Source organism: Variovorax sp. GW821-FHT09D04 (assembly GCF_059416405.1).
This window is the reverse complement of sequence record NZ_JBWKPA010000009.1, coordinates 205,341-230,065: the sequence shown is the minus strand read 5'-3', so window position 1 is coordinate 230,065 and position 24,725 is coordinate 205,341. Positions and strand designations below refer to the sequence as shown.

The window sequence follows — 24,725 nt, the reverse complement described above, 5'->3', positions numbered from 1 at the left end:
CTAGCATCGGCCGATGACCGGCCATGACCACTCCCACGACCATTCCCACGACCACAGCGAACTCGGCGAGATGGACCTGCGCGTGCGCGCCCTCGAAAGCGTGCTCACGCAAAAAGGCTACATCGACCCCGCCGCGCTCGACGCGCTGATCGACACCTACCAGACCCGCATCGGCCCGCGCAACGGCGCACGGGTGGTGGCGCGGGCCTGGGTCGACCAGACGTTCCATGAATGGCTGATGGCCGACGCCACGGCGGCCATCGCCTCGCTGGGCTACACAGGCCGACAAGGCGAGCACATGGTCGCGGTGGCCAACACCGACGACCAGCACCACATGGTCGTCTGCACCCTGTGCAGCTGCTACCCCTGGCCCGTGCTCGGCCTGCCGCCCACCTGGTACAAGAGCGCGCCGTACCGTTCGCGCGCCGTGAAAGACCCGCGCGGCGTGCTGGCCGACTTCGGCACCACCTTGCCCGAGACCACGCGCATCCGCGTCTGGGACTCGACCGCCGAGGTGCGCTACCTCGTGATCCCGCGGCGCCCGGCGGGCACCGAGGGCTGGAGCGAAGACGAACTCGCCGCGCTGGTCTCGCGCGATTCGATGATCGGCACGCGCGTGGTCGAGGCGCCCTCGGCAAGGAGTGCTGCATGACCTACACGACCCACGCCGACCTCGGCGGACAACCCGGCTTCGGCCCCGTCACGCCCGAGCCCGAAGGCGAGCTGTTCCACGGCGCCTGGGAGCCGCGCGCGCTGGCGCTCACGCTGGCCATGGGCGCCACCGGCTCCTGGAACATCGACACCAGCCGCGCCGCGCGCGAGACGCTGCCCGACTACCGCGACCTGAGCTACTACCAGATCTGGCTCGGCGCGCTGGAGCAGCTGATGCTGCAACGCGGCCAGGTCTTCGCGGACGAGATCGAATCCGGGCAGATGCACCATCCGGCCGCGCCGGTCGCCCGCGTGCTGCAGGCCGCGAACGTGCCCGCCGTGCTCGCCAAGGGCTCGGGCACCGAACGCCCCGCGCCGGCGCCCGCGCGCTTTGCGGTTGGCCAGGTCGTGCGCATGCACCTCGGCCGCGTCGACCACCACACGCGCCTGCCGGGCTACGTGCAGGGCAAGCGCGGCACCATCGAACACATCCACGGCGCGCACGTGTTCGCCGATGCGAATGCGCAGGGCCTGGGCGAGCAGCCGCAATGGCTCTACACCGTGGTCTTCGAAGAGGCCGAGCTGTGGGGCGACGCCGCGCCGCGCCAGAACCTGGCCGTGTCGGTCGATGCGTGGGAAAGCTACCTGGAGCCCGCGGCATGAAGGCGAACGACATGCCGCCGCTCGCACTCGCCCCGGGCATGCCGCGCGACGCCGACGGGCCGGTGTTCAGGGAACCGTGGGAGGCGCAGGCCTTTGCGATGACGCTCGCGCTGCACGAGCGCGGGCTGTTCAGCTGGGTCGAATGGGCCGAGGCGCTGGCCACCCAGATCACGGCCGCGCAGGCCGCGGGCGACCCGGACACGGGCGACACCTACTACCGCCACTGGCTCGCTGCGCTCGAAGGCCTCGTGGCCCGCAAGGGCGCGAGTTCCGGCGACGAGCTGGCCCGCTACCGCCACGCTTGGGACCATGCGGCGGAGCGCACGCCGCACGGGCAGCCGATCGAGCTGCGCGGCGAAGACTTTCCGGGCTAGACGCGGATCACGCGGCCAGGGTTCAGGATGTTCTTCGGATCGAGCCCGCGCTTGATCGCCCGCATCATCTCCAGCGCCACCGGCGACTTGTGCTTCTCGAGCTTGTCGACCTTGAGCGAGCCCACGCCATGCTCGGCCGAGAACGAGCCGCCGAACTGCTCGACCGCGTCGTAGACCAGCGTGTTGATGCGCTCTTCCTCGTTCTTCAAAAACGCCTTGGTGTCGATGTTCTCGGGCGCCTGCACGTTATAGTGCAGGTTGCCGTCGCCCAGGTGGCCGAAGTTCACCAGCCGCACGCCGGCGATCTCGCGTTTCAGCAGTGCGTCGGTAGCTTCCACGAAGGCGGGAATGCGCGACACCGGGATCGAGATGTCGTGCTTGATGTTCAGCCCCTCTTCGGCCTGCGCGAGCGGAATGCTCTCGCGGATGTGCCAGAGCTGGTGCGCCTGCGTGAGGTTCTCGGCCACCACCGCGTCGGTCACGCAGCCGTCTTCGAAGGCGGTTTCGAGCAGCGCCTCGAAGCGCGCGCGGGCGTGGTCCTCGGACTCGCTGTCGGAGTTCTCGAGCAGCACGCAATACGGCACGGCCTCGTCATTGATGAAGGGCACGCGCAGCTGCGGCATGTGCTTGTCGACCAGGCTCAGCGCGAACTTGCCCATCACCTCGAAGCCCGTGAGGCCCGAGCCCAGGTGCTTGTGCGCCAGGCCCAGCAGCGTGACCGCGTGGTCGAGCGAAGGCACGGCCGCCCAGGCCGTGAGCTGCGCGGCGGGCAGCGGGTACAGCTTCATGGTGGCGGCGGTGATGACGCCCAGCGTGCCTTCGCTGCCGACGATCAGGTCGCGCAGGTCGTAGCCCGTGTTGTCCTTGCGCAGGCCGCTCGTGCCTTCCCAGATCTCGCCCTGCGGCGTGACCACTTCCAGGCCCAGGCACAGGTCGCGCGTGTTGCCGTAGCGCACCACCTGCGTGCCGCCCGCGTTGGTCGCGAGGTTGCCGCCGATGGTGCAGCTGCCCTCGGCCGCCAGGCTCAGCGGGAACAGGTAGCCGGCTTTCTCGGCCGTCTCCTGCAGGGTCTGCAGGATGCAGCCGGCCTCGACGGTCATCGTGAGGTTGGCGGCGTCGATGCTGCGGATGGCGTTCAGTCGCTGCAGGCTCAGCACCACCTGCGTGCCGCTGTCGTCGGGAATGGAGCCGACCGCCAGGCCGGTGTTGCCGCCCTGCGGAATGACGGCCGTGCCGGCCGCGGCGCAGGCCTTGACCACGTCGGCCACCTGCTGCGCATTGGCCGGGCGCACCACGGCGAGCGACTTGCCGCGCGCGCGCTTGCGCCAGTCCTGCTCGTAGGCCGCGAGGTCGCCCTCGGTCAGCACGTGCGTGGCGCCGACGATGGCGCGCAGTTGGTCGATGAGGGAAGAAGAGGTGGTCATTGGGCGGAAGCCTCCAGGGGACGGGCAGCGGCAGCGGCCTTGGCGTGGCGCAGGCGAAGGCGCACATGCCACGCGCAGGCCGCGAAGAGCACGAGGCACAGCAGCACCTCGACGAGCGCGAGGACCTGCCCCACGCCGTTGGTGTCGCTCCAGGCGCGCACCACGCCCTCGGTGAAGTAGAGCCAGATCATCAGGCTGACCCAGCGGTAGGTGTACATGCGGTTCTTGTAGAGCCCCGCGAGCGGAATGACCAGCGGCAGCACCTTCAGCGCCAGCAGCGAGCCGCCCGGGCGCAGCGGCGCCAGCCACAGCTCCCAGGCCAGGCCCAGCACGATCAGGCCGACGAGGCTGCCCACGGCGGCCCATCGGGTGGCGCGGACGGAAGAGGGCGGGAGTGGGGTGTCGGACACAGTGGCGGCGAAAGAGGAAGAGGGGGCGCACCGGGGTGTGGAGCGCCTCTGGAAAGAGCGGATGGCATGATACCGGGCATGAATCGTCGGCAGCTTTGGAGGGATCTTTCGCGCTTTCCTTGGCGCAACACCGCAGCGGTATTGGGCGAGCGTTTCCGCGAAGACCGCCTCGGCCTCACGGCCAGCAGCCTGACCTTCACCACCACCATCGCCATGGTGCCGTTCTTCACGGTGGCGCTCGCCCTCTTCACCGTGTTTCCGATGTTCGCCACCATGCAGGGCCGCCTGCAGCGCTGGCTGATCGAGAGCCTGATTCCCGACAACATCGCGCGCCAGGTGCTGGGCTACCTGAACCAGTTCGCGAGCAAGGCCAGCGGCCTCGGCATCGCGGGCCTGGTGGTGCTGTTGATCACCGCCATCGCGCTGATCCTCACGATCGACAAGACGCTCAACAACATCTGGCGCGTGCGCACGCCGCGGCCGCTCGCGCAGCGGGTGCTGATCTACTGGGCCACCATCACGCTGGGGCCGCTGATCCTCGCGGTGAGCCTGTCGACCACCTCGTACGTGTTCGCCGCTTCGCGCGACGTGGTGGGCGGCGGCATCGTCAAGCTGGCCTTCGACACCCTGGAATTCCTGCTGCTCGCGGCCGGCATGGCCGGGCTGTACCACTACGTGCCGAACACCACGGTGCGCTGGTCGCACGCCTGGGCCGGCGGCCTCTTCGTGGCGGCGGCCATCGAGATCGCCAAGCGCGTGCTGGGCTACTACCTGAGCCTGGTGCCGACCTACTCGGTGCTGTACGGCGCCTTCGCCACCTTCCCGATCCTGCTGGTGTGGATCTACGTGGCCTGGGTGATCGTGCTGCTGGGCGCCGTCATCGCGGCCTACCTGCCGAGCCTGCTGACGGGCGTGGCGCGCCGGGGCGGCGCGGCGGGCTGGCCGATGCAGCTCGCGATGGAGGTGCTGCAGCACCTGGCGCGCGCGCAGGCCACGCCGGCCAAGGGCATGGGCGCGAGCGAGCTGCTGACGCGCATGCGCGTCGACGGGCTGCAATTGGCGCCGGTGCTCGAGGCGCTGGTGCGGCTCGACTGGATCGCGCCGCTGGCCGAGGAGCCCGCCAACCAGGACCCGCGCTACGTGCTGCTGGCCGACCCGTCGACACCCATCGAGCCGCTGCTGCGCGAGCTGCTGATGCCGCGCGCGGAACCACTCGAAGACCTGTGGCAGAAGGGCCCGCTGCGCACGCTGCGGCTGGGCGACGTGCTATTGATCTAGGAGCGTCCTGGCGTTCGGGCCGTCAGATCTTGACGCGGCCGGCCCAGATGTCCCGGTACATCGTCCAGTCGCCCATGAAGGAGTACAGCGGGCGCTTGAACGAGGCGGGCTTGTTCTTCTCGAAGCCGAAGTGCCCGACCCAGGCGAAGCCGTAGCCCGCCACCAGCCCGGCCAGCAGCCACCACGGATTGAGCGTGACCACCAGGGCCACGAGGCACAGCAGCGAGATCGTCGAGCCCGCGAAATGCAGCCGCCGGCAGGTGACGTTGGCGTGCTCGGTCAGATAGAAGGGATAGAACTCGGCAAAGCTCGTGAAGCGGCGCGGATCGACCGGGGCCGGCGCGTCCGGTGCGGCAGGGGTGGAGGTGTTCATCGTGGGTCTCCTGCGCCCCGCAGGGGCTTTGTTGATAATAGCCACGACCCCGCGGCCGCACCACCCGGGTTCGCCATCCCACCTTCGCCGTATCCACCTTGAGCGCTGTTCCCGTCGTCCCCGTCGATTCTTCCGCCGATGCCAACGCGTTGTGGGTCGTCTGCCTGTGCGCCGAATGGTGCGGCACCTGCCGCGACTACCGGCCGCTGCTGGTCGAGCTGGCAAAGGCGCACCCGCAGTTCCGCTTCGCCTGGGTCGACATCGAGGACCACGCCGAGATCGCCGACGCCTTCGACGTCGAGACCTTCCCGACCCTGCTGGTGGCGGGCGCCGACGGCACGCGCTTTCTCGGTCCGCTGCTGCCGCACATCGAAACGCTATCGCGCCTGCTCGGCGCGCTGCAGCCGCCGCAGCCTTCCAGCCTCGACGTCGACCTGCTGCTGGCCGTGCTCGAGAAAAAGCCCGCGGCCTTCGCGGTCTGACCGCTTCGGAGCTTCCCTCCCATGAACATCCTGATCTTTGGCGCCACCGGCATGGTGGGGCAGGGCGTGTTGCGCGAGTGCCTGCTGGCGCCCGACGTGGAACGCGTGGTGGCCGTGGGACGCAGCGCCACCGGGCAGCAGCATCCCAAGCTGCAGGACCTGGTCCACACCGACATGTTCGACTACCGCGCCATCGAGCCGCAGCTGACGGGCTTCGATGCCTGCTTCTTCTGCCTGGGCGTGTCGTCGGTCGGCATGAAGGAGCCCGAGTACAAGCGCATCACCTACGACCTGACGATGGCCGCCGCCACCGTGCTGGCGCGGCTCAACCCGGGCATGACCTTCACTTACGTGACGGGCGCGGGCACCGACAGCAGCGAGCGCGGCGAACGCATGTGGGCGCGCGTGAAGGGCGCGACCGAGAACGCGCTGATGCGCCTGCCGTTTCGCGCGTCCTACATGTTCCGGCCCGGCATGATCCAGCCGCTGCACGGCGTGCGCTCGAAGACGCCGCTGTACGACGCCGCGATCGTGGTGCTCAAGCCCGTGCTCGGGCTGGCCCACCGCTGGTGGCCCGACCGCGTGACCACCACGGAGAAGGTGGGCCGCGCGATGCTCACGGTGGCGCGCCGGGGCGCACGCAAGGTGCTGCTCGATCCGGCGGACATCAACGCGCTGGGCAGCTAGGCCGCCCAGCGTTCGTCGCAGCTTTTCAGCCTGCGACGAAGTCGCGCAGCGCGAACAGCACCTCATCCGGCGCCTCGCTCATCAGCGCGTGGCCGGCGTGCACCGTCACCACCTTGGGATTGCGCGCCTTGCTCACCAGCGCCTTGGTGGCACGCGGCGGCGTCATCTGGTCGGCGTCGCCGAGCAGGAACAGCACGGGGCACTGCACCTTCTCCATCGCAGCCTCGCCGTTGGCATAGTCGTTGCAGGCCTTGAAGCCGATGTGGAACACGTTGGCCTCGCGGTTGCTCGCGAGCACGCGGCGCATCAGCGCGCGCGAGCTGCCGTACAGCCAGGTGCCCGGGCCGAGCGAGGAGGGCGGCGGTGCCAGCAGCGAGTGCGAGAAGGTGTTGACCATGGCGATGGCGCGCTGCGGATCGCTCACCGAGCTTTCGAGCAACGCGGGCGACACCACCATCGGGTAGGCCGTGCCGACCATCGCGAGTTGCGTGATGCGCTCCGGCGCACGCGCCGCGGTTTCGAGCGCGATCAGAGAGCCGAAGCTGTGGCCGACCAGCGCGGCCTTCTGCACGCCCGCCGCGTCGAGCAGCGCGATGACGAACTGCGCGGCCTCTTCCACGCTGGCCGGCGGTGCGCCGGCGCTCTTGCAGTGGCCCGGCAGGTCGACCGCCAGCACGTTCCAGCCGTGGTTGGCGAACCAGCGGCTTTGCAAAATCCACACGCTGTGGTCGTTGAGCACGCCGTGGATGAACACCACCGTGGGCTTGGCCGCATCGAAGGGCTTGCCGGCGGTGTAGCAGTAGGTGTCGTGGCCGTTGACGGTGTAGTTCATCTCAGGCACCCGCCTTTTCCGCGGCCTTCAGCGCGCGCTTGAGGTCGTCGATCAGGTCGGCCGGGTCTTCCAGGCCGATCGACAGGCGGATCGTGCCCTGCGAGATGCCCGCGCCCGCCAGTGCCTCGTCGGTCATGCGGAAGTGCGTGGTGCTGGCCGGGTGGATCACCAGGCTGCGGCAGTCGCCCACGTTGGCCAGGTGGCTGAACAGCTTGAGCGCCTCGATGAAGGCCTTGCCCTGCGCGCGGCTGCCCTTGATGTCGAAACTGAACACCGCGCCGGCACCGCGCGCGCCGTGGCGCAGCAGCTTCTGCGCGAGCGCATGGCTCGGGTGCGACTCGATCAGCGGATGTCCCACACGGGACACGAACGGATGGTTGGCCAGGAACTCGACCACCTTCTGCGTGTTGTCGATGTGGCGCTCCATGCGCAGCGGCAGCGTCTCGATGCCCTGCAGGATGAGCCACGCCGTGTGCGGGCTCATCGAGGCGCCGAAGTCGCGCAGGCCTTCGCGGCGCGCGCGCAGCAGGAACGCGCCCACGGTGCTTTCCTCGCTGAACACCATGTTGTGGAAGCCGTCGTAGGCCTGCGTGAGCTCGGCGAACTTGCCCGACTTCTCCCAGTCGAAGCTGCCGCCGTCGACCACCACGCCGCCGATGACGGTGCCGTGGCCCGACAGGAACTTTGTGGCCGAGTGGTAGACCAGGTCGGCGCCCCAATCGAAGGGCTTGATGAGGTAGGGCGAGGTGAGCGTGGAGTCGACCAGCAGCGGCACGCCGGCTTCGTGGGCGATGTCGCTCACGGCGGGAATGTCGAGCACATCGAGGCCCGGGTTGCCCACGGTCTCGCCGAAGAAGAGCTTGGTCTCGGGGCGCACCGCCGCGCGCCAGGCGTCGAGGTCGCCGGGCTTCACGAAGGTGGTCTCGATGCCGAAGCGGCGCATCGTGTAGTGCAGCAGGTTCTGCGAGCCGCCGTACAGCGCCGTGCTGGCCACGATGTGCGAGCCCGCGCCCATCAGGGTGGCCACCGACAGGTGCAGCGCCGCCTGGCCGCTGGCCGTGGCGATGGCGCCGATGCCGCCTTCGAGCGCCGACACGCGCTGCTCCAGCACCGCGTTGGTCGGGTTGCTGATGCGCGAGTAGACGTGGCCGGCGCGTTCCAGGTTGAACAGCGCGGCCGCGTGGTCGCTGGATTCGAAGACGAAGGAGGTCGTCAGGTGGATGGGAACGGCTCGCGCACCGGTGGTGGGGTCGGGGGCGGCGCCGGCGTGCAGCGCGAGGGTGTCGAAACCGGGGTCGGAATAACCGGGCATGAAGGCCTTTCTGTTGTCTCTTCGCAATGCCCCGTGATGCCGGCAATGCTTGCACAGGCGACAGGGGCGTTCGGGTCGGCGTCGATTGTGGGCTATATTCAAATCGGCACGACGCCGAGAACGACGAATCCCCGAGAGGAGCACCACCATGAAAGTCAGCGACATTCTTCGCGTCAAGGGCAACACGCTCTTCACCACCACGCCGGACGACCCGCTGGCGGAAGCCGCCAAGACCATGGCGGACAAGGACATCGGTTCGCTGGTGGTCATGGAGCACGGCGACCTGGTCGGCATGCTCACCTTCCGTGAAGTGATCGTGGCGGTCGTCAACAACGGCGGCCAGGTCGGGACCACGCTGGTGCGCAAGGCCATGGACGACGCACCGGTCACCTGCACGCTCGAAACCGACCTCGACGAAATCCGCCGCATCATGCTGGAGCGCCACGCGCGCTACATGCCCGTGATGGACAAGCGCATGCTCATGGGCGTGATCAGCTTCTACGACGTGGCCAAGGCCGTGGTCGACGCGCAGAACTTCGAGAACAAGATGCTCAAGGCCTACATCCGCGACTGGCCGGAAGACGAGAGCAACGAAAAGGCCGGCTGAGCCCGGCCGGCCGGACCGCCTACTCTTTGATGTTGGCGGTCTCTACGATCTTCTTGTTGCGTGCGTACTCCGACTGCACGAACTTCCCGAACGCCTCCGGCGTTCCGCTGCCCGGCAATGCGCCTTGCTCCGCCAGCTTGGCGCGCACGCCTTCCTCCTGCAGCACCGCATTCAGTTCCTGGTTGAGCCGCGCCACCACGGCCGGCGGCGTCTTCGCGGGCGCGAAGATGCCGGTCCAGCTCACCATGTCGTAGCCCTTGAGGCCGGGCATCTCGTTGAAGGTGGGCACCTGCGCGAGCGCCGGCAGGCGCTGGCTGCCGGTGATGCCCAGGGCCTTCAGGCGCTTGCCGTTCACGTGCGGGATGGCGCTGGTGCTCACCAGCATCGCGAGGTCGACCTGGTCGCCGATGACGTCGGTGGCGATCTGCGCACCGCCGCGGTAGGGCACGTGGGTCACGAAGATGCCGCTGCGCTCCTTGAGCAGTTCCATCGCCAGCTGCAGCACGGTGCCCACGCCCGAGGTGGCGTAGTTGTAGTGGCCCGGCTGGGCCTTGGCGAGCTTCACGAAGTCGGCGTAGCTGCGCACATCGAGGCCGGGGCGCGCCACCAGCACCATCGGCGCGGTGTTGAGCAGGCCGACGGGCGCCAGGTCTTTCAGCGGATCGAAGCGGAAGGCCGAGGGGTTGACCAGCCGGCCGATGGCGATGGCGCTGTCGGGGCCGACCACCAGCGTGTAGCCGTCGGGCGCCGCGCTCACGGCCTTGGCCACGCCGATGGCGCCGCCCGCGCCGCTCACGTTCTCGATGACCACCGACTGCTTGAGTCGCTCGCCCAGGCGCTGCGCCACGAGACGGGCGTTGACGTCCACGCTGCCGCCGGCCGTGTAGGGCACGATCAGCGTGAGGGGCTTGGCGGCGGGCCAGGCCTGCTGGGCGAGGGCGCCCGTGGGCAGGGCGGCGCAAAGCGCTGCGGCGGCGAGGATCAGGCGGCGGTTCGTGGTCATGGCGGGGTTCATCCGGGGAAGGGAGTGGCGGAAGGCGTGGGCTCGCAGGGCAGGCGGGCGCGCAGCGCGTCGAAGTCGACGCTCCATTCGGCGCGCCACTGGCGGCGCTGCGTGTCGTCGATCCAGGCGCCGTCCAGGCCGTTGTGCATGAAGCCGCGCAGGTCGTCCAGGCCGAAGCCGAAGTCGCGCACCATCATCAGCCAGGCGCCCGTGGGCGTGACCTGGTGCAGCGTCGGGTCGTCGGTGTTCGGATGGATGCGCAGGCCCAGGCCGGGCATGCGGCGGATCGGGTGGTCCAGCGCCCAGCGCTCGGGCGGCAGCGTGCGCAGGTAGTAGGAGTTGGTCGGCACCACGGTGAAGATCACGCCGCGCTCGGCGCACTGGCGCGCGAAGTCGGGCTGGTCGACCACCGTGTAGCCGTGGTCGATGCGGTCGACCTGCAGCAGCTCGAGCGCGGTGCGCACATTGGTCCAGGGCATGCCGAACTCGCCGGCGTGCGCGGTGGTCTTCAGGCCGGCCTTCTTCGCATCGGCATACGCGCGGGCGAAGAGCTCGGGCGGCCGGTCGTTCTCGCGGTAGTCGATGCCGATGCCGATCACCTCGTCGCAGCGGTGGGCCCGGACCCACTCGACCATCTCCACGGCCGCTTCGGCGCTGGCCTCGCGGTCGATGGCGGCGATGAGCCGTCCGGTGATGCCGAACGCCTGCTGCGCATCGTGGATCGCGCGGACGATGGCGCCCTGCGCGAGCGGGTAGGCAATGCCCGAGCCGTGCACCGTGCCGGTCGGGTTCCAGAAGAACTCGGCGTAGCGCACCTGGTGCGAGGCCGCGTCCTGCAGGTATTCGAGCGTGAGCTGGTACAGGTCGTCGGCGCTGCGCACCAGCTGGGCGTCGAGCGCGCGCAGCACGCGCAGCACGCCCACGGGCTTTTCGCCGCGCGTGTAGAAGCCGTCGATTTCCGCGTCGGCCAGCGGCGCGCCGGCGCGCCGGTTGAGCTGGCGGAAGGTGTCGTGGCGCACGGTGCCGAAGAGGTGGCAATGCAGCTCCACCTTGGGAATCGCGCGCAGCATCGCTTCGAGCGTGAAAGGAGCGGCGGCGGGCGCAGGCGCGGCAAGGGTCATGCGGCGCAGTCTAGGCAGTGCGTGCTCATAAGGAAAATTTTGAATTTCTATAATTTGATTCATTGAATCGATAACCAGGACGCCCATGGCCGCCTTGCCCCTGCGTGCGCTCACGCTGCGCCAGCTGCAGTGTTTCTCGGTGCTGGTCGAGGAAGGGCACTTCGGCCGCGCGGCGCGCCGGCTCGCCATCACGCAGCCCGCGCTGAGCAACGCGATCAAGCAGATGGAAAAGCTGCTCGGCACCGAGCTGCTGACCCGCTCCACCCACCGGCTCGAAATCACGCCCGTCGGCGCCGAGGTGCTGGCGCGCACCAATTTCCTGGTCCACACCTTCGAGGTGGCGCTGCGCGACATCGAAAGCACGGTGCAGCGCGGCCGGGCCTATGTGCGCGTGGGCGTGATCCCCTCGGCCAGCGCGCGCGTCGCGGCGGCGGCGGCCGGGTTCCTGCAGCAGCGCGCCGAGATGGAGCTGGCCTGGCGCGACGCGCCCTCCACGGTGCTGCTGGCCGAGCTGCGCAGCGGCCAGCTCGACATGGCCGTGGCCGCGATCACCGAGCCGCCGGGTGGCCTGGAATGCATCGACCTGTTCCGCGACCCGCTGGTGCTCGTGGTGCGCAGCGACCATGCGCTGGCGGTGGCCGGCGAGGCGCGCTGGGAGGCCATCGGCAGCGAGCGCCTCGTGCTGTTCGAAAGCGGCAGCATGCCGGCGCTGGGCGACCCGGCGCGCGCGCAGTTCGCGCAGGGCGCGCAGCCGTACCGCGTGAGCTATTCCGAAACGCTCTACGCACTGGTGCGCAGCGGGCAGGCGCTGGGGCTGATGCCGCAGCTGTACACCTCGTCGCTGCGCGACCCCGAGCTGGCCGTGGTGCCGCTGTCGGCGCCGCGCATCGAGCGGCGCGTGGTGCTGGCCTACCTGCCGGGGCCGATGCGCAACGTGGCGGCGCAGGAGCTCATCGGGTTTTTGCGTGAGCGGTTGCCGCAGGCCTAGGCAGTCTCGAACATTGCCATGCGCGTTTCGCTGCCGAAGCGCTCCAGCGTCCAGCCTTCGCCGAGCATGAACATGCGCGTGTGCAGCTGTGACAGCGTGTCGCCGTCCACCTCGTCGCCGAGATAACTCAAGCGCTTCTCGCGCAGATCGACGAAGCCCGTCGTGTAGTCACGCCCCAGGCGCAGCCACAGCGCGTGCGCGCCCGGCGACTGGCGCGCGCCGCTCATCAGGCACATGCCGCTGCCCAGCGCCCAGCGGTACACGGCCGTGGCCAGGCCGCGCCGCTGGTAGGCGGGGTCGTACTGCGAATGCGGCGCGCGGATGTGGCGGTCGGCGCGGCGGTCGAGTTCGATCAGGCGGTTGAATACGGTGTAGCCGACCAGCCGCTGGTGGCGCACGTCCTCGATGTACACGTAGGTCTCGCCATCGGCCTCGCGAAAGCGCGCGCGCAGGTCGGGGTCGTCCAGGCGCAGCGCGGGCAGGTCCTGCACGCGCTCGCCCATGGCGCGCATGCGCTCGTACACGGGCGTCAGCGGCTCGCTCGGGCGGCCCTTCTTCGGATCGACGTCGATGCGCAGCTCGGCCGGCCGCAGCAGGCGGCGGCGCAGCGCGTCGAACGACAGCCACGCGGGCCAGGGCGGCAGGGCAGGCGAAGGCGAAAAAGGAACGGAAGGGGAGCAGGCAAGAGCCACCACGGGGAAATCCTCACGACGAAACACGACGGCGAAGCGGGCGAGGTCCTTCCGCACGGCACGGGGCCGGAGGCGGGAAGAAGGTCGGACGCTGGGGGAAGTGGTGCGTCGCCCGGGCGGATCAGAGCCAGGACGCGCGACCGCGCGGGGCGGGTGCCCGACGGTCGATGTGCGCTGAAGAAAAAAGGAGGCTGACCGCCGGGCTCAGGGATGTGCGAGGGTCTGCTGCGACCTCGCCGTCATCGCCGCGGGTGCGCGCACGCGCGCGTCGCCCGGGGCCGCAGAGGCCGCCGCGCGATCGAAACCGGGGATGAAAACCATGACGTTCATAGGGTCGATTGTAGGAAGCCGGGGGTGTTCGGGCAACCAAAGCCCCCGCGGTCTCTGCCAGATTGAACGCGGGTTGCGCTCAGTGCAGTTCGTCGGCCGCGTGGATCGTCTCGCGCACGCGCGGGTAGATCTGCGTGTTCCATTTGCTGCCGCTGAACACGCCGTAGTGCCCCACGCCGGCCTGCAGGTGGTGCGTCTTGAGGTACGGGCGGATGCCGCTGCACAGGTCTTGCGCGGCCACGGTCTGTCCGACCGCGCAGATGTCGTCGCGCTCGCCTTCCACCGTGAGCAGCGCGGTGCGCCGGATCGCCGCGGGGTTCACCGTGCGCCCGGCCACGGTGAGCACGCCGCGCGGCAGGTCGTAGGTCTGGAACACGCGCTCGACGGTCTCCAGGTAGAACTCGGCCGGCAGGTCGTTCACCGCCAGGTACTCGTCGTAGAAGTCGGCGATGGTGCGGGCCTTGTCGAGTTCGCCCTCGACCAGCAGGCGTTCCATGTCCTCGAACTGCTTCTTGTGGCGCTCGGGGTTCATGCTCATGAAGGCCGTGAGCTGCAGGAAGCCCGGGTACACGCGCCGCATCGCGCCCGCATGCGGCCACGGCACATGGCTGATGAGGTTGCGGCGGAACCAGTCGATGGGCTTGCTGGTCGCGAGCACATTCACGCCGGTCGGGTTGATGCGGCAATCGACCGGGCCCGCCATCAGCGTGAGGCTGCGCGGCGTGGCCGGGTGGTCGTCTTCCGCCATGAGTGCGGTCGCGGCCAGCGCGGCCACGCAGGGCTGGCACACGGCCACCATGTGCGCGCCCGGGCCCACGGCCTCGACGAAGCGCATCAGTTGCAGCGTGTAGTCGTCCAGCCCGAAGCGGCCCTGCCACAGCGGCACGTCGCGTGCGTTGTGCCAGTCGGTCAGGTACACGTCGTGGTCGCGCAGCAGCGTGCGCACGGTTTCGCGCAGCAAGGTCGCGAAATGGCCCGACAGTGGTGCGACCAGCAGCACGCGCGGGTGCACCGCTTCGGTGTGCGCCTTGCGAAAGTGCAACAGCGTCCCGAAAGGCGAGACCAGCGCGGCCTCTTCGTGCACGGGCACCTCGGTGCCGTCGACCACCACGCTGTCGATGCCGTAGGCCGGCCGCGTGTGGGTGAGCCGCATGCGCGAGAAGACCTCGCAGCGCGCGGCCATGCGCCGCAGCGCGGTGCGCTCGGTGCCGTCCTGCCAGAGGGCGCGGCCCAGGTACTGCGCGGTGAGCCGCCATGGCGAGAGCAGGTCGGCCTGGTTCTGGTAAGCGCGGTACAGCATGCACGGGCTGCAGGCAAGTTGCGGGCCAACACGCACGGCAACTCGTGGCACGGCGCTTGCACACAGCACGCATCGTCCAAGGAGTGTCGCGATGGCCAAACCCGTTCTCACGATCAGCAGCAAGAACTACGGCGCCTGGGCGCTGCGCGGCTGGCTGATGTGCAGGCTCGCGGGGCTGGACTTCAGCGAGAAGGTCATCCCGCCCGACGACCCGGCCATGAAGGCCGAGATGCTGCTGCTGTCGTCGTCGATGCTGGTGCCTTCGCTGCAGCACGGCGGCATCAAGGTGTGGGACACGCTGGCCATCGGCGAGTACCTGAACGAGATCAAGCCCAAGGCCGGCCTGCTGCCCGCCGACGCCGCGGCGCGTGCGCACTGCCGCGCCATCTGCGGCGAGATGCACTCGGGCTTTGCCTCGATGCGCGGCGCGCTGCCGATGAACATCAAGGCCCGCTTCAAGAACTTCAAGGTGTGGTCGCGCGCGCAAGGCGACATCGACCGCATCGTCGCCATCTGGCGCGAGTGCCTGAAGGCCTACGGCGGGCCCTTCCTGTTCGGCAAGCAGCCCGGCATGGCCGACGCGATGTACGCGCCCGTGGTCACGCGCTTCCTGAGCTACGACGTGGCGCTGGACAGCGTGTGCGCCGCGTACTGCAAGCGCGTGATGGAGCTGCCCGCCATGAAGGAATGGGTGGCCGCCGCGCTGCAGGAGCCCGACGAGATCGACGAGCTCGACGCGGAGTTCTGAGGCTGCTTCTTCACGCGCTCGCGGGCGGCAGGCCGAGGCCGTCCTGCCGCAGCCGGCGCTCGATGCTTTGCGCGGCCTGCTGCAGGTCGCCCAGGTGCGCCGACACGATCTCGCGCTCGCTCTTCACCGCCGGCAGCCACGCGCAGCTGAGGCAACCCACCACCTGCTCGCCCAGCCGCACCGGCACCGACACGGCGCCGAAGCGGTCGGGCGAATCGAGGCTGGTGGACGTGGGGTCGCGCGCGGCGTAGCCCTGGTCGCGTGCGTGCGCCACCATGCGGCGGATGCTGTCGGGGCGCCGCGCGCCGCGGTCGAAGTCGTTCGGTGAACGCGCCAGCGCGGCGAGGATTTCTCGTCGCTCATCCTCGGGGCAGAACGCGAGGTAGCAGCGCCCGAGCGACGACAACAGCATCGGCGGACGAAAGCCCAGCGCGCGGTAGTTCACCGCGAGGCCGTTGCGCGGCCGGTCGGTGTCGAGGATGAGCATCGCCGTGCCGTCGCGCACGCCCAGGTCGATCGGCCACGGCACCAGCCGCTGCAGCGTGGCGCGCGGCGATGCGGCCAACGCCGTGAGGCGTGTGCGCCACGCTGCAGCAGCCCCTGACTGGCCAGTGGCCGAGGTGGGCACGTAGCGCTTCTCCAACTCGTTGCGCTCCACCCATCCGGCCTGCTGCAGCGTCTTCAGGATGCGCAGCAGCGTGGCCTTCGACAGGCCGGTCTGCCGGTGCAGCTCCTGCAGCGTGACGGCCGACGAACGCTGGATGGCCAGCATCACGTCGAGCCCACGGCGCAGGGCGTCGATCGACTTCACGCTGTGCGCGCCGCTGGTGTCCGACATGCCGCCTCCGAAGAAAAAAGGTTCACTCAGTGAAACTATATCTTCTGGCCGCGCGGCGCCATTCCTACAGTCCGACGACACCCCCACGTCGTCTCACCGAGAAGGAAAACGCAAGATGTTCCACCAACGAAACATGGTCCGTGCCGCTGCAGGAGCCATTCTTTTGCTGTGCGCCGCGACAGCGGCGCTGGCGCAATCGTGGCCCGCGAAGCCGGTCACGCTGGTCGTCGCCTACCCGGCCGGCGGCGACACCGACGCCATCGCGCGCACCTACGCCGAGAAGCTCGCGCAGCGCCTGGGCCAGCCGGTGCTGGTCGACAACCGCCCCGGCGCGAGCGGCATGATCGGCAACGCCTGGGTCGCGAAGGCGCCGGCCGACGGCTACACGCTGCTCTTCACGCCCAGCACCTTCCCTATCGCGCAGCACGTGCTCAAGGCCGGCCCCGGCGTGGCGCACGACGTGGTGAAAGACTTCACCCCCATCGTCAAGACCGGCAACATCCCGGTGCTGATGGTCACGGCGCCCACGAGCGGCATCCAGAACGTGGCGCAGCTCGTGGCCGGCGCCAAGGCCGGCAAGGCCTTCACCTACGGCACGCCGGGCGCGGGCTCGCCGATGCACATCGCGGGCGAGCTCTTCAACAAGGACGCCGGCGTGGCCATTGCGCATGCGCCGTACCGCGGCGTGGCGCCGGTGGTCAACGACACGCTGGGCGGCCACGTGAGCGTGGGCTGGATCACGCCCGGCGCGGTGGCGGGCCACATTGCCGCCGGCAAGCTGGTGCCGCTGGCCGTGGCCGAGCGCCAGCGCACGAAGCTCATGCCCAACGTGCCCACCTTCCTGGAGCTGGGCTACCGCGACATGGACGTGAGCGCCTGGATGGGCCTGCTCGGCCCGAAGGCGATGCCGGCCGAGGTCGTGCAGACGCTCAACCGCCACGTCAACGAGATCCTGAAGATGCCCGACGTGCAGGCCCGCATGGCCGCGCTGGGCATCGAGCCCGTGGGCGGCGAGCCGGCCGTGCTGGCCCGCCAGATCGCCGACGACGACCAGCGCTTCGGCCGGCTGGTGCGCGAGTTCGGCATCCGCGCCGACTGACCCTACACACCCTCAGACAAGGAGACGATGCATGTTGAGCGAAGAAAAGAACCGCCTGCTGACCGAAGTCGGTCCGGGCAAGCCCATGGGCGATTACCTGCGTCGCTACTGGCACCCGATCGCCGGCGCCAGCGAGTTCGACGACAAGGCCGTGAAGCCGCTGCGCATCCTCGGCGAGGACCTCGTGCTCTACAAGGACCTGAGCGGCAACTACGGCCTCGTCGACCGCCGCTGCCCGCACCGCAACGCCGACATGTCGTACGGCTACGTGGAGAAGTGCGGCCTGCGCTGCAGCTACCACGGCTGGCAGTACGACACCAGCGGCCAGTGCATCCACCAGCCCTTCGAAGAAACGCTGGACCCCGACGCGCGCATGCGCAAGAACACGAAGATCAAGGCCTACCCCGTGCAGGAAAAGGCCGGCCTGCTGTGGGCCTACATGGGCCCGCAGCCCGCGCCGCTGCTGCCCGACTGGGAACTCTTCAACTGCAAGAACGGTTTCGCGCAGGCCGTGTTCGCCGAGATTCCCTGCAACTGGTTCCAGTGCCAGGAAAACTCCATCGACCCCGTGCACTTCGAGTGGACGCACAACAACTGGACCACGCGCCTGCAGGGCGACGAAGGCCCCTACGTGCCTACGCACCTGAAGCTCGCCTTCGAGGAGTTCGAGCACGGCTTCGTCTACAAGCGCCTGCGCGGCGGCGAGCGCGAAGACAACGTGATGTGGACCACCGGCCGCGTCACCCTGTGGCCCAACGGCTTCTTCCTCGGCCACCACTTCGAATGGCGCGTGCCCATCGACGACCACCACACGCTGAGCGTGCTGTGGGTGCTCAGCCGCGTGCCCACCGAGCAGGAGCCCTATGTGCAGGAACGCATTCCCTCGTGGTACGGCCCCATCAAGGACCCGGCCACGGGCCGCTGGATCACCAGCCACGTCGCCAACCAGGACTTCGTGGTGTGGGTGGGGCAGGGCACCGTGACCGACCGCACGCGCGAGAAGCTGGGCCAGAGCGACAAGGGCATCGTGATGATGCGCCGGCGCTTCTTCGAAGAACTCGAGTCGATGCAGTCCGACCCGGCGCACGAGCCCAAGGGCCTGATCCGCGACCCCGAAAGGAACCGCGACGTGTACCTGCCCTCGGCCTGCCGCGACGAGATGCTGCACGGCCTGTCGCGCGAGGAGCTGGCGGCGCATCCGCTGCTGGGGCCGTACCTGAAGGACTTCTTCGGGCAGGCCGGGCAGCCCGACGACGTGCGCGCGGCGTATGAGCAGGCCATCGGGCAGAAGGTCGAAGGGGCGCAGTTCTTCAAGGTCCACGGCGGCACATCGGACGCCGAGGTGGAAACGCAAGAGGCTGCGTAACGCACGCCGCGATCCGGGTCTTTGCGCCGGGGCTCGCCTCGACGCGAACAGCGTGTGAACATCCCCTGTCGGGAGCACACGCCGTGAAGTTTCGTGATCGCGCACAGGCCGGCCGCCAGCTCGCTGCGTTGTTGCAGCGGCGCGGCGGTTTTGCGGACGCCGTGGTGCTGGCGCTGCCGCGCGGCGGCGTGCCGGTGGCCTTCGAGGTGGCCCGTGCACTGCGCTTGCCGCTCGACGTGCTGGTGGTGCGCAAGCTGGGTCTGCCCGAACAACCCGAGTACGCCTTCGGCGCGCTCGCGGGCGACGGCGTGCCCGAGATCGACGAACACCTGGTGCGCACGCTGGACCTGCGTCCTTCGGAGATCGATGCCGTGGTCCGTGCTGAACTCGCCGAGTTGGCGCGCCGCACGCAGGTCTATCGCGGCGATCGCCCTGAGTGCGATGTGCGCGGCCGCACGGTGCTCGTGATCGACGACGGACTCGCCACCGGTGCCACGATGCGCGCCGCGGTTCGCGGGCTGCGGCGGCAGGGCGCCGGCAGCGTGATCGCCGCCGTGCCCGTGGCGTCGCCCGAGGCCTGTGAGACCTTGCAGCGCGAAGCCGACGACGTGCTGTGCGTGCGCTGTCCCACGGTGTTCCGGGCGGTTGGCGCCTGGTATGAAGACTTCTCGCAGACGACGGATGAAGAGGTCTGCGCGCTGCTGGCGCAGGCCTAGCGCCGGAACATCCGCAGATCGAGCGCGCTCTCTTCGCCCAGCCACATCGCATGCGCCGTGTGGTCCGCGAAGTCGTCGCCGGTCACGCCGTGCACGAACACGTCGAGGCCGTTGCGGTTGGCGTCGAGCCAGCCGATGACCTCGTCGAACTCGGCGGCGTCGAAGGCCAGCTGGCAGCTCCAGTGCGGGTGCGGGCCGACGAGGCGTTCGTGCACGCGACCCACCACCACCATCAGCTCGCGGCCGGCGCGCTCGCTGAGTTCGCGCGCCTGCGCCAGCGTGGCGGGGGCGAAGTAGATGTGGGCGTGGTACTGGGCGTAGAGGTTTTCGGGGCGGCGCGGCATGGTGGGCTCATTGTGAACCGAGGCGGAAGCGTCCGCTGTAGCGAAACACGTCGCCGAACCAGCGGTGGCGCAACAGCATCTTCATCGTGAAGTGCTCGGGATCGGATGGATCGGGCCGCTCCTCGACGTAGGCAGTGCCGAGAAAGAGGCCCAGCGGCAGCGGAATGCGCAGCCCCGCGAGGCGCCAGATGTAGCCCCGGTCGCGGAACACGAGCGCGCCGTCTTCCGCGCTCACCGCCAGGCGCATGCCGATGCCGAAGCGCACGTATTCGATCACCTCGCTGCCCTGTGCCGCGTCGTGCTCCATGTGCGATCGGAAATGAAAAGGCGGCCTGCCCGGGAAGTGGAAGACGCGGTCCCAGTAGAGGTGGGCGTTGTCAGGGTGGCAGCGGTAGTGCACCTCGATCGGCACCTGGGTACCCTGGTGCGGAACCAGCGCGCCGAACAGCCGGCCGAAGGGCATCAGCAGCGCGGCCCAGGGGGCGTGCCAGACCTCGCTCATCGTGCCGCGCACGCACACGTAGTCGTCGGAGAACGGCGCCATCGTGTAGTGCCGGCGAATCACGTCGCCGAGCCGGTCCCATGCGGGGCCGAGTGCCTGCTGGAAGACGGGGGGCGCGCTGCTCATCCCGCCACCGCCTGGGTGGCTTCGCTGCGCGCCTTGTAGAAGCGCAGGATGTTCTCGGAGGCGTCGCCCAGCAGGAACTGCATGACCGGGTCCGCATACCAGTTGAAGCGCGTGCTCAGCCGCCACGACACCGCGACGCGCAGCTCGGTGCCGCCGTCGCGCGGGGTCAGGGTGTAGGTGGCGTCGCGCAGGTCGAAATACTGGCCGCCGATCATCACGTGGTCGTCGAGCGCGCCGGCGGGGAAGGAGTCGGGCGTGAAGCGGAAGCGCCACTTCAGCAGGCGGTTTGGCTGCCACTCGGTGACGACCTCTTCGAAGTGCACGTTCTTCTGCCACTGCACCTGGCGCACGCGGCCCTCGGGCGTGTCGACGGTCACGCCCGACACCGGCATCGGCACGCCGACGCGGTAGGCCCATGCGTCGCCGACTTCGCTGGGGCGGATGTCGCGCGCGGCGTTGAGCTCGTGCCACACGCGGTCGGCCGGCGCTGCGATGAAGAGCGTGCGCGAGGTGTTCGAGAATTGGTCGGGGTTGGGCCATTGCGGCTCTATGCCGCCGAGCAGCAGCGGCACCAGGGCGACGCTGTACAGCGCGGGCTTCGGCCAGTTGGTGATGCGGCACACGATGCCCATGGCCAGCCCGCCGACGCTGCCCATCACCGCGAACAGCGGCACGATGAAGGCGGCGCAGATGATGCCCTCGATGAACACCATCAGCGTGCCACCGACGAACAGCGCGGTGGCCACCCACGGCGCCCAGAGGTAGTAGCCCCAGCTGCGCCGCTCGATGCGCTCGGCCAGGTACACCGTGACCGCGCCGCATGCCGCGGGCGCGAAGTAGACGAAGGAGCCCAGCATGGCCGAGAAGGGTTTGCCGGGGCCGCCGCTGAAGACGAGGCGCAGCACGAGCGCCAGCGCCGCGCCGGCGAACATGGGCCAGAACCAACCGAAGGGCATGCCGCGCACGGGCTTGGGGGCCGGCACTTCGGCGTTGGCTGGCAGGTCGGCGAGCTTGCTTTCTTCGGGGTCTGTGCGCATGGAAATTTCTTCTCCTCGTTTTGTGCGTTTTCAGCTGGCACTGCGCCGGGCCGTCACCATGGCGTAGTCGAAGTCGCGCCAGAACATGCCCAGCGCGAGCGCGCAGTAGCTGGCGACGATGTGCTTGCGGCGCCAGGGGCTGAGCCTGCCGCGGGCCTTCCACAGTTCGGCCAGCGTGAAGCGCGTGGCCAGCACGGGGATGTGCAGCGCGCTCGGTGCCACGCGCCAGCGCAGCGACGTGAATGCAATGTCCTCGAAGCCGTGCGCGCGCAGCGCGGCCGTGAAGTCCTCGCGCTGGGCCAGCGTGGGCACGGCCCAGCTGTCGGCCCAGAGGCGGTGCAGCCAGCCCGCGAGGCGGCCCGGCCGGCGGCGCAGCAGGAAGCCGTCGACCACCACCAGCCGCGCGCCGGGCTTGAGCAGCCGCGCGGCCTCGCGCACGAAGTCGGCCTTGGCGGTGCCCTCGGCATAACAGGCGCTTTCGAGCGCCCAGGCGCCGTCGGCCTGGGCGGCGGGCAGGCCGGTGCGGGTGTAGTCGGCCTCGACGTGCGCGACGCGGTCGGCCACGCCGGCCCGCGCGTCGAGCCGCGCGGCGATGCCGTTCTGCACCGGCACGTTGGTCACGGTGACCGCATGCAGCGTGGGGTCGTCGCCGACCAGCGTGCGCGAGGTGGCGCCGGCGCCGCAGCCGAGGTCGAGCACGCAGCGCGGGCCGGTGGTGGCCGTGTCGAGCCACAGTGCGCGGCCGACGGTGCGGTTCATCTCGATCAGCATGCCCTCGCGCCGCAGCGGGTTCAGGCCCAGGCGCCAGAAGCCGAAGTGCATGTTGTAGCTGGGGCTCCAGGCGCGGTAGTCGTCGGCGACCTCGGTGAAATAGTCCTGCGTGTCCTCGCGGCTCACGTGGCCTTCGACGGCAGGCGGCGCAGGCCGCGCGGTGCCGGGCAGGCGGAAGTCGGGCTGGAAGACGTCGGGCATCGAAAACTCCTTCAGGCGTGAGCGGGTGGTGTGTGACAGCGTGGGTTTTTTAGAGCTTGCAGTGGTCGTCGGCGCATGTCGCTGGCGCGATCGCACCGTGCCCCGCGAGCCGCAGGACCAGCCAGCGCGGCAGCCGGTAGCGGTTGCGGGCCAGCACTGCATACGCGCGGTCGGCCAGCCGGCCGACCACCGGCAGGTCGAGCACGGCGCCGCCGGCCGGCAGGCCCACCGCGGCGCGACAGGCGCGGATGGCGTCGACGCCCACGCGCAGCCGGCCTGCGGCATCGACCGCGTGCAGCGAACGCATCAGCGCCTCGCGCGGCGCCGGGCCGTCCGAAAAACCGGCGGGCGAGCAGTCGACCAGGCGCAGCCGCTCGGCACTGTCGCGCGCCTGCATGGCGCCCATTTCGGCCGTGCACAGCGGGCAGGTGGCGTCGAAGTAGACCGTGAGCGGGTAGGTGGCGGGGGCGAAGCGGGTCATGGTGCTTTTGGTTCTCGATATTTCAGTCAAAACAGAAATAAGAAGGCAAAAAAAAGGACGCGGCCTTTCTCAGATCATGGGCAGGCTGGCGTGGTGCGCGTCGGGGTCGTCGCCCTTGCCGGCGCCAGGAGGGGCGGGGGGCGGTGCGCTGTCGCCGCGCACGAACTTCTGCACGCTGGCGCCCAGCGTGAGCACCTTGTCGAGCGTGCCGGGCGACAGCCGCAGCATCTCGTCGGCCCAGGTGGCGAGCTTGGTCATGAGGTCCATGGTGGAGCGGATGCGGTCCTGCGCATCGGGCGGCTCCTTCTGGAAATCGGGGCTGGAAACGATCTCGCGCAGCACGCGGATGGTGGGGTCGAACTCGCGCTCCTTGCGCTCGCGCACCACGGTGCGGAACAACTCCCACACGTCGACGCTGGTCTCGAAGTAGTCGCGCCGGTCGCCCAGCGTGTGGGTGACGCGCACGAGGTTCCAGGCCTGCAGTTCCTTCAGGCTGTTGCTGACGTTGGAGCGGGCCACGCCCAGCGTTTCCGACAGCTCTTCGGCGTGCATCGGCTTGCCGTGCGCGAAGAGCAGGGCGTGGATCTGCGAGACCGTGCGGTTCACGCCCCACATGGAGCCCATCTCGCCCCAGTGCAGGACGAACTTGCGTTGAATGTCGGTGAGTTCCATGGCGCCGAGTTTAGGAATTCCTGAATTTCTGTCAAGACAGAAACAAAAAAACCGCTGCATGGTGGCCGCAAAAGTGAAATACTGTATGAATAAACAGTTGTTCGACTTGTTTCCTGTTTCCTTCCAAGGACTCGCCATGCCCGCCGCCCAGGTTCCCATCCACATCATCAAGGGCCGAGGCGCGGCCACGCGGCTCGCGCACCGGTTCTCCAAGGACGAACGCGACGCCTTCGACGACGGCTGGGGCACGCTGGAAGACGGCGAAGCCGAGGCCGCAGGGCTGCTGCCGCTGGCCACCGAGGTGCGCTTCGAGGACGTGAAGTCGGTGCTCAGCAGCAACGAGTCGCCCGACATCCCCTTCGATCGCTCGCTCAACCCGTACCGCGGCTGCGAGCATGGATGCATCTACTGCTTTGCGCGGCCCACTCACAGCTACCTGAACCTGTCGCCCGGCCTCGACTTCGAGACCAAGCTGATCGCCAAGCGCAACCTCGTCGAGGTGCTGCGCGCCGAACTCGGGCGCAAGGGCTACCGTCCCAGCAACCTCGCGATCGGCACCGCCACCGACTGCTACCAGCCGATCGAGCGCGAGCTGCGGCTCACGCGCGGCGTGATCGAGCTGCTGAGCGAGGTGCGGCATCCGTTCGCGCTGGTCACCAAGTCGAGCGCGGTCGAGCGCGACCTCGACCTGATCGCGCCCATGGCCGCCGACCGGCTCGCGGCCGTGTACGTCACGATCACCACGCTCGACGGCGAACTGGCGCGCAAGCTCGAGCCGCGCGCCGCCGCGCCGCACCGGCGGCTGCGCACCATCCGCACCCTGGCCGAGGCCGGCGTGCCGGTGGGCGTGAGCGTGGCGCCGCAGATTCCCTTCATCACCGAAGACATGGAGCAGGTGCTCGAAGCGGCCTGGGAGGCCGGCGCGCGCAGCGCCTTCTACACGGTGGTGCGGCTGCCATGGGAGGTGGCGCCGCTCTTCAAGGAATGGCTCGAACTGCACTACCCGCAGCGCGCCGAGCGCGTGATGGCGCGCATCCACGAGATGCGCGGCGGCAAGGACTACGACGCCGACTTCGCCACGCGCATGAAGGGCAGCGGCCTGTGGGCCGACCTGATCCACCAGCGCTTCCAGAAGGCGACGCACCGGCTGGGCTTCAACCGCGAGCGGATCGCGCTCGACACCGGCGCGTTCCGCCCGCCCGGCGCGCAAGGGCAGGGCAGCCTGTTCTGAGTGCGAGCAACGCTGACGCGCCCCGGCCCGGCCGCTGCGGCTGACGAGGGCGGTCGCTAGGGCCGC

At 69.3% G+C, this 24,725-nt stretch carries 29 protein-coding genes; 13 read left to right on the top strand and 16 right to left on the bottom strand.

All coding sequences use genetic code 11. From position 1 onward, the window contains the following. The first annotated feature begins 13 nt into the window (after nucleotides 1-13). The 3 genes from nthA to AC07O4_RS25035 are packed head-to-tail and all read left to right on the top strand — an operon-like array spanning nucleotide 14 to nucleotide 1,688. Nucleotides 14-652: a nitrile hydratase subunit alpha gene (nthA, locus tag AC07O4_RS25045; protein ID WP_495305954.1), complete on the top strand. Its 639-nt coding sequence runs from the start codon at nucleotides 14-16 to the stop codon at nucleotides 650-652. Next, nucleotides 649-1,314 (top strand): nitrile hydratase subunit beta, encoded by a 666-nt coding sequence (gene nthB / locus AC07O4_RS25040; RefSeq protein ID WP_495305953.1) that lies wholly within the window; start codon nucleotides 649-651, stop codon nucleotides 1,312-1,314. The genes nthA and nthB overlap by 4 nt, the downstream gene beginning before the upstream one ends. After that, entirely contained in the window at nucleotides 1,311-1,688 is a 378-nt protein-coding gene (locus AC07O4_RS25035; protein ID WP_341889623.1) for a nitrile hydratase accessory protein, read from the top strand. The genes nthB and AC07O4_RS25035 overlap by 4 nt, the downstream gene beginning before the upstream one ends. Here the strand turns inward: AC07O4_RS25035 and AC07O4_RS25030 are convergent. After that, entirely contained in the window at nucleotides 1,685-3,112 is a 1,428-nt protein-coding gene (locus tag AC07O4_RS25030; RefSeq protein ID WP_495305952.1) for an FAD-binding oxidoreductase, read from the bottom strand. The genes AC07O4_RS25035 and AC07O4_RS25030 overlap by 4 nt on opposite strands. Further along, on the bottom strand, nucleotides 3,109-3,468 hold the full coding sequence (locus AC07O4_RS25025) for a DUF2069 domain-containing protein (protein ID WP_495305951.1): 360 nt from the start codon (nucleotides 3,466-3,468) through the stop codon (nucleotides 3,109-3,111). Before AC07O4_RS25025 ends, AC07O4_RS25030 begins: the two co-directional genes overlap by 4 nt. 120 nt (nucleotides 3,469-3,588) lie before the next feature. On the opposite strand from AC07O4_RS25025, the gene AC07O4_RS25020 reads away from it, so the two are divergent. Beyond that, nucleotides 3,589-4,800, top strand: coding sequence for a YihY family inner membrane protein (locus tag AC07O4_RS25020; protein ID WP_495305950.1), 1,212 nt, complete (start codon nucleotides 3,589-3,591; stop codon nucleotides 4,798-4,800). A 22-nt stretch (nucleotides 4,801-4,822) separates the two neighbouring features. Here AC07O4_RS25020 and AC07O4_RS25015 read toward each other — a convergent pair whose 3' ends face one another. Beyond that, on the bottom strand, nucleotides 4,823-5,173 hold the full coding sequence (locus AC07O4_RS25015) for an Mpo1-like protein (protein WP_095744532.1): 351 nt from the start codon (nucleotides 5,171-5,173) through the stop codon (nucleotides 4,823-4,825). 98 nt (nucleotides 5,174-5,271) lie between these two features. On the opposite strand from AC07O4_RS25015, the gene AC07O4_RS25010 reads away from it, so the two are divergent. Further along, complete coding sequence (locus tag AC07O4_RS25010; protein WP_139705773.1) at nucleotides 5,272-5,655, top strand: thioredoxin family protein; 384 nt, start codon at nucleotides 5,272-5,274, stop codon at nucleotides 5,653-5,655. Nucleotides 5,656-5,676: 21 nt separating this feature from the next. Further along, a complete protein-coding gene (locus AC07O4_RS25005; protein WP_495305949.1) occupies nucleotides 5,677-6,342 on the top strand; it encodes an NAD-dependent epimerase/dehydratase family protein in 666 nt (221 codons plus the stop codon). 25 nt (nucleotides 6,343-6,367) lie between these two features. Here the strand turns inward: AC07O4_RS25005 and AC07O4_RS25000 are convergent, their stop codons facing one another. Both AC07O4_RS25000 and AC07O4_RS24995 read right to left on the bottom strand, forming a co-directional pair. Continuing rightward, nucleotides 6,368-7,174, bottom strand: a complete 807-nt coding sequence (locus AC07O4_RS25000) for an alpha/beta fold hydrolase (RefSeq protein WP_495305948.1) — start codon at nucleotides 7,172-7,174, stop codon at nucleotides 6,368-6,370. A 1-nt stretch (nucleotide 7,175) separates the two neighbouring features. Further along, a complete protein-coding gene (locus AC07O4_RS24995) occupies nucleotides 7,176-8,486 on the bottom strand; it encodes an O-acetylhomoserine aminocarboxypropyltransferase (RefSeq protein ID WP_495305947.1) in 1,311 nt (436 codons plus the stop codon). 148 nt (nucleotides 8,487-8,634) lie between these two features. On the opposite strand from AC07O4_RS24995, the gene AC07O4_RS24990 reads away from it, so the two are divergent. Beyond that, entirely contained in the window at nucleotides 8,635-9,093 is a 459-nt protein-coding gene (locus tag AC07O4_RS24990; RefSeq protein ID WP_062476634.1) for a CBS domain-containing protein, read from the top strand. Between the two features lie 19 nt (nucleotides 9,094-9,112). On the opposite strand, the gene AC07O4_RS24985 is transcribed toward AC07O4_RS24990, so the two are convergent. Together AC07O4_RS24985 and AC07O4_RS24980 are read right to left on the bottom strand one after the other, a co-directional pair. After that, on the bottom strand, nucleotides 9,113-10,096 hold the full coding sequence (locus AC07O4_RS24985) for a Bug family tripartite tricarboxylate transporter substrate binding protein (RefSeq protein ID WP_492741438.1): 984 nt from the start codon (nucleotides 10,094-10,096) through the stop codon (nucleotides 9,113-9,115). An 8-nt stretch (nucleotides 10,097-10,104) separates the two neighbouring features. Continuing rightward, complete coding sequence (locus AC07O4_RS24980) at nucleotides 10,105-11,217, bottom strand: adenosine deaminase family protein (RefSeq protein WP_495305946.1); 1,113 nt, start codon at nucleotides 11,215-11,217, stop codon at nucleotides 10,105-10,107. A gap of 85 nt (nucleotides 11,218-11,302) precedes the next feature. Between AC07O4_RS24980 and AC07O4_RS24975 the strand changes: the two genes are divergently transcribed. Then, nucleotides 11,303-12,205: a LysR family transcriptional regulator gene (locus tag AC07O4_RS24975; RefSeq protein ID WP_495305945.1), complete on the top strand. Its 903-nt coding sequence runs from the start codon at nucleotides 11,303-11,305 to the stop codon at nucleotides 12,203-12,205. On the opposite strand, the gene AC07O4_RS24970 is transcribed toward AC07O4_RS24975, so the two are convergent. Further along, complete coding sequence (locus tag AC07O4_RS24970) at nucleotides 12,202-12,900, bottom strand: N-acetyltransferase (protein WP_495305944.1); 699 nt, start codon at nucleotides 12,898-12,900, stop codon at nucleotides 12,202-12,204. The genes AC07O4_RS24975 and AC07O4_RS24970 overlap by 4 nt on opposite strands. A gap of 406 nt (nucleotides 12,901-13,306) precedes the next feature. Next, on the bottom strand, nucleotides 13,307-14,527 hold the full coding sequence (locus tag AC07O4_RS24965) for a polyhydroxyalkanoate depolymerase (RefSeq protein WP_495305943.1): 1,221 nt from the start codon (nucleotides 14,525-14,527) through the stop codon (nucleotides 13,307-13,309). Between the two features lie 91 nt (nucleotides 14,528-14,618). Between AC07O4_RS24965 and AC07O4_RS24960 the strand changes: the two genes are divergently transcribed. Continuing rightward, a complete protein-coding gene (locus AC07O4_RS24960; RefSeq protein ID WP_062476661.1) occupies nucleotides 14,619-15,275 on the top strand; it encodes a glutathione S-transferase in 657 nt (218 codons plus the stop codon). A 10-nt stretch (nucleotides 15,276-15,285) separates the two neighbouring features. Here the strand turns inward: AC07O4_RS24960 and AC07O4_RS24955 are convergent, their stop codons facing one another. Beyond that, nucleotides 15,286-16,113, bottom strand: a complete 828-nt coding sequence (locus AC07O4_RS24955; RefSeq protein ID WP_495305942.1) for a helix-turn-helix domain-containing protein — start codon at nucleotides 16,111-16,113, stop codon at nucleotides 15,286-15,288. A gap of 115 nt (nucleotides 16,114-16,228) precedes the next feature. Here AC07O4_RS24955 and AC07O4_RS24950 point away from each other — a divergent pair, with 115 nt between their 5' ends. The 3 genes from AC07O4_RS24950 to AC07O4_RS24940 all read left to right on the top strand — a co-directional run bounded on the left by AC07O4_RS24950 (nucleotide 16,229) and on the right by AC07O4_RS24940 (nucleotide 19,294). After that, nucleotides 16,229-17,212, top strand: a complete 984-nt coding sequence (locus tag AC07O4_RS24950; RefSeq protein ID WP_495305941.1) for a tripartite tricarboxylate transporter substrate binding protein — start codon at nucleotides 16,229-16,231, stop codon at nucleotides 17,210-17,212. Nucleotides 17,213-17,243: 31 nt separating this feature from the next. Then, on the top strand, nucleotides 17,244-18,578 hold the full coding sequence (locus tag AC07O4_RS24945; RefSeq protein WP_495305940.1) for a Rieske 2Fe-2S domain-containing protein: 1,335 nt from the start codon (nucleotides 17,244-17,246) through the stop codon (nucleotides 18,576-18,578). An 83-nt stretch (nucleotides 18,579-18,661) separates the two neighbouring features. Then, nucleotides 18,662-19,294 carry a phosphoribosyltransferase gene (locus AC07O4_RS24940; RefSeq protein WP_495305939.1) on the top strand — a complete coding sequence of 211 codons (633 nt, stop codon included), beginning with the start codon at nucleotides 18,662-18,664 and terminating at the stop codon, nucleotides 19,292-19,294. Here AC07O4_RS24940 and AC07O4_RS24935 read toward each other — a convergent pair. From AC07O4_RS24935 to AC07O4_RS24910, 6 genes are all read right to left on the bottom strand, one after another. Next, the gene (locus AC07O4_RS24935) at nucleotides 19,291-19,638 is read right to left on the bottom strand and encodes a DOPA 4,5-dioxygenase family protein (RefSeq protein ID WP_095744544.1); all 348 of its coding nucleotides are present in this window, start codon (nucleotides 19,636-19,638) and stop codon (nucleotides 19,291-19,293) included. The genes AC07O4_RS24940 and AC07O4_RS24935 overlap by 4 nt on opposite strands. A gap of 7 nt (nucleotides 19,639-19,645) precedes the next feature. Further along, on the bottom strand, nucleotides 19,646-20,266 hold the full coding sequence (locus AC07O4_RS24930) for a DUF4166 domain-containing protein (protein WP_495305938.1): 621 nt from the start codon (nucleotides 20,264-20,266) through the stop codon (nucleotides 19,646-19,648). Continuing rightward, a complete protein-coding gene (locus AC07O4_RS24925; protein WP_495305937.1) occupies nucleotides 20,263-21,303 on the bottom strand; it encodes an SRPBCC family protein in 1,041 nt (346 codons plus the stop codon). The genes AC07O4_RS24930 and AC07O4_RS24925 overlap by 4 nt, the downstream gene beginning before the upstream one ends. A gap of 30 nt (nucleotides 21,304-21,333) precedes the next feature. Further along, nucleotides 21,334-22,275 carry an SAM-dependent methyltransferase gene (locus tag AC07O4_RS24920; protein ID WP_495305936.1) on the bottom strand — a complete coding sequence of 314 codons (942 nt, stop codon included), beginning with the start codon at nucleotides 22,273-22,275 and terminating at the stop codon, nucleotides 21,334-21,336. Nucleotides 22,276-22,324: 49 nt separating this feature from the next. Then, the gene (locus tag AC07O4_RS24915; RefSeq protein WP_495305935.1) at nucleotides 22,325-22,756 is read right to left on the bottom strand and encodes a thiol-disulfide oxidoreductase DCC family protein; all 432 of its coding nucleotides are present in this window, start codon (nucleotides 22,754-22,756) and stop codon (nucleotides 22,325-22,327) included. Between the two features lie 69 nt (nucleotides 22,757-22,825). Beyond that, nucleotides 22,826-23,428 (bottom strand): GbsR/MarR family transcriptional regulator, encoded by a 603-nt coding sequence (locus AC07O4_RS24910; protein WP_139705802.1) that lies wholly within the window; start codon nucleotides 23,426-23,428, stop codon nucleotides 22,826-22,828. A gap of 136 nt (nucleotides 23,429-23,564) precedes the next feature. Between AC07O4_RS24910 and AC07O4_RS24905 the strand changes: the two genes are divergently transcribed. Next, entirely contained in the window at nucleotides 23,565-24,659 is a 1,095-nt protein-coding gene (locus AC07O4_RS24905) for a PA0069 family radical SAM protein (RefSeq protein WP_492729733.1), read from the top strand. The last annotated feature ends 66 nt before the right edge of the window (nucleotides 24,660-24,725 follow it).

Bases quoted from the DNA above. Each gene is read 5' to 3' on its own strand.
- nthB (WP_495305953.1), top strand. From the start codon at position 649: ATGACCTACACGACCCACGCCGACCTCGGCGGACAACCCGGCTTCGGC.
- AC07O4_RS24985 (WP_492741438.1), bottom strand. From the start codon at position 10,096: ATGACCACGAACCGCCGCCTGATCCTCGCCGCCGCAGCGCTTTGCGCC.
- AC07O4_RS25015 (WP_095744532.1), bottom strand. From the start codon at position 5,173: ATGAACACCTCCACCCCTGCCGCACCGGACGCGCCGGCCCCGGTCGAT.
- AC07O4_RS24935 (WP_095744544.1), bottom strand. From the start codon at position 19,638: ATGCCGCGCCGCCCCGAAAACCTCTACGCCCAGTACCACGCCCACATC.
- AC07O4_RS24965 (WP_495305943.1), bottom strand. From the start codon at position 14,527: ATGCTGTACCGCGCTTACCAGAACCAGGCCGACCTGCTCTCGCCATGG.
- AC07O4_RS24915 (WP_495305935.1), bottom strand. From the start codon at position 22,756: ATGACCCGCTTCGCCCCCGCCACCTACCCGCTCACGGTCTACTTCGAC.
- AC07O4_RS25005 (WP_495305949.1), top strand. From the start codon at position 5,677: ATGAACATCCTGATCTTTGGCGCCACCGGCATGGTGGGGCAGGGCGTG.
- AC07O4_RS24905 (WP_492729733.1), top strand. From the start codon at position 23,565: ATGCCCGCCGCCCAGGTTCCCATCCACATCATCAAGGGCCGAGGCGCG.
- AC07O4_RS24960 (WP_062476661.1), top strand. From the start codon at position 14,619: ATGGCCAAACCCGTTCTCACGATCAGCAGCAAGAACTACGGCGCCTGG.
- nthA (WP_495305954.1), top strand. From the start codon at position 14: ATGACCGGCCATGACCACTCCCACGACCATTCCCACGACCACAGCGAA.
- AC07O4_RS24975 (WP_495305945.1), top strand. From the start codon at position 11,303: ATGGCCGCCTTGCCCCTGCGTGCGCTCACGCTGCGCCAGCTGCAGTGT.
- AC07O4_RS25020 (WP_495305950.1), top strand. From the start codon at position 3,589: ATGATACCGGGCATGAATCGTCGGCAGCTTTGGAGGGATCTTTCGCGC.
- AC07O4_RS24930 (WP_495305938.1), bottom strand. From the start codon at position 20,266: ATGAGCAGCGCGCCCCCCGTCTTCCAGCAGGCACTCGGCCCCGCATGG.
- AC07O4_RS24995 (WP_495305947.1), bottom strand. From the start codon at position 8,486: ATGCCCGGTTATTCCGACCCCGGTTTCGACACCCTCGCGCTGCACGCC.
- AC07O4_RS24990 (WP_062476634.1), top strand. From the start codon at position 8,635: ATGAAAGTCAGCGACATTCTTCGCGTCAAGGGCAACACGCTCTTCACC.
- AC07O4_RS24945 (WP_495305940.1), top strand. From the start codon at position 17,244: ATGTTGAGCGAAGAAAAGAACCGCCTGCTGACCGAAGTCGGTCCGGGC.
- AC07O4_RS25035 (WP_341889623.1), top strand. From the start codon at position 1,311: ATGAAGGCGAACGACATGCCGCCGCTCGCACTCGCCCCGGGCATGCCG.
- AC07O4_RS24980 (WP_495305946.1), bottom strand. From the start codon at position 11,217: ATGACCCTTGCCGCGCCTGCGCCCGCCGCCGCTCCTTTCACGCTCGAA.
- AC07O4_RS24925 (WP_495305937.1), bottom strand. From the start codon at position 21,303: ATGCGCACAGACCCCGAAGAAAGCAAGCTCGCCGACCTGCCAGCCAAC.
- AC07O4_RS24920 (WP_495305936.1), bottom strand. From the start codon at position 22,275: ATGCCCGACGTCTTCCAGCCCGACTTCCGCCTGCCCGGCACCGCGCGG.
- AC07O4_RS24955 (WP_495305942.1), bottom strand. From the start codon at position 16,113: ATGTCGGACACCAGCGGCGCGCACAGCGTGAAGTCGATCGACGCCCTG.
- AC07O4_RS24950 (WP_495305941.1), top strand. From the start codon at position 16,229: ATGTTCCACCAACGAAACATGGTCCGTGCCGCTGCAGGAGCCATTCTT.
- AC07O4_RS25030 (WP_495305952.1), bottom strand. From the start codon at position 3,112: ATGACCACCTCTTCTTCCCTCATCGACCAACTGCGCGCCATCGTCGGC.
- AC07O4_RS25000 (WP_495305948.1), bottom strand. From the start codon at position 7,174: ATGAACTACACCGTCAACGGCCACGACACCTACTGCTACACCGCCGGC.
- AC07O4_RS24910 (WP_139705802.1), bottom strand. From the start codon at position 23,428: ATGGAACTCACCGACATTCAACGCAAGTTCGTCCTGCACTGGGGCGAG.